At 54.5% G+C, this 1,265-nt stretch carries 2 protein-coding genes; both read right to left on the bottom strand.

Annotation, left to right across the window (positions count from 1 at the left end):
* Positions 1-137: 137 nt before the first annotated feature.
* Complete coding sequence (locus FS320_RS45710; RefSeq protein WP_153885415.1) at positions 138-278, bottom strand: hypothetical protein; 141 nt, start codon at positions 276-278, stop codon at positions 138-140.
* Positions 279-329: 51 nt separating this feature from the next.
* On the bottom strand, positions 330-746 hold the full coding sequence (locus FS320_RS43610; protein WP_152718678.1) for a hypothetical protein: 417 nt from the start codon (positions 744-746) through the stop codon (positions 330-332).
* Positions 747-1,265: the final 519 nt, after the last annotated feature.

Here is a 1,265-nt window from a genome sequence, read left to right as displayed (position 1 = left end):
TTTGCGGCCGCTGCAGCCGCAGCACCAACTCAATCAGCTCTTCCTTGCTCAAACGTTCAAGATCGCCGCGGCCCATACCAGCAGGGAATCAGCGAATCCCAGTTGGCGCAAGGGCCTGGGTAATTACTTTTGACGGTTTAGCGACTGTCTTGCGCTGATAGTCCTAGGCTGACAGGGGCTGACAGGCGGGCGTAGACGCCGTACTCGTCGGTGTGGACGAGGGCAACCGTGGCCTCGATGATCGACTTGATCGTGGTCTGCTGCACGTTGGCTAACATGTGTAGGACCACCCGACCTCCGCGCTGAATCAGGCCGACGAGAGGCGATTTCTAAAGGCTGGCCTCGATCAGACTGCCAACCTGAATTGCGATCAGTCTGCTAGAGTCTGCCCACCCCTTGTGCGTAGCGCAACGTATATCGATGATCTCACGCCCCCTATCTTGTGGTATATGCAGCACTCCTTGTAGAGAAACAATCATACAAGATGGCCTACCAGGATGATCGGTACCGAGCATAGCAAAAAAGACTTCATCTATGATCTCTGCGCCGTCTGAAGCCGTGATCATAGCACTTGCTGTTTGCCAATCAGGGTCAGTATTCGAGATCGATACTCTTCCATGAATAACATATGTACCTGGTGGGAGTCTTAAACGAATAACTACCGTCTGTGCAAATCTGCTGAGACTGCCGCTGAAACCCGGATCCACCCCAGGAAAGAATTTTGTAAACCGAACAAGGTTGGTCATGTCCGATCTCCCTGTGCGCAGTCAATTTCTCCGGCTGGTTTCGCCTTGTCGCGGTAGAGGATCACCAAGCCCGAAAAATTCATGGGGGCTGGCGGGCGTGGCGCAAGCGGCTGAACGGGCTTAGGATTTGGTTGCTGAAGCCAATCTGCGCTATTTCCTCGAGGCCGCACCCACCATGAACGATCCTACGCTTCAACTGCCCGCCTGTCACCCATGTCCGGCAAGTTGGTCGTGGCCAAGCCAAATTTGACCACGGTGTCGTAGCCAAAGGGACAGCAAGCCAATCGGTCAAAATCACTGTGTCGAGGATCTAGCCGTTCTTATGCATGGGAAGGTTGATGAAGGCTGGCGAGTGTAGCTTAAGCACTTGAAGCAGCGTAGGATTTGGTTGTTGAGACTAATCCCTGCCACCAATTGCCCTGTGCCACACTCGCCATGCCGGACGATACACCTGCCACCTTCCCGTTTCCAGCCGTTGGCCGCAAGAAGATCACCGCTGCTTTCGACGGTGGGCGCCTG

The sequence above is a fragment of the Microvirga tunisiensis genome (assembly GCF_009296175.1).
Lineage (GTDB): Bacteria > Pseudomonadota > Alphaproteobacteria > Rhizobiales > Beijerinckiaceae > Microvirga > Microvirga tunisiensis.
The sequence above is the reverse complement of the archived record's forward strand: the minus strand, read 5'-3'. Positions and strand labels throughout refer to the sequence as shown.

Bases quoted from the DNA above. Each gene is read 5' to 3' on its own strand.
- FS320_RS43610 (WP_152718678.1), bottom strand. From the start codon at position 746: ATGACCAACCTTGTTCGGTTTACAAAATTCTTTCCTGGGGTGGATCCG.
- FS320_RS45710 (WP_153885415.1), bottom strand. From the start codon at position 278: ATGTTAGCCAACGTGCAGCAGACCACGATCAAGTCGATCATCGAGGCC.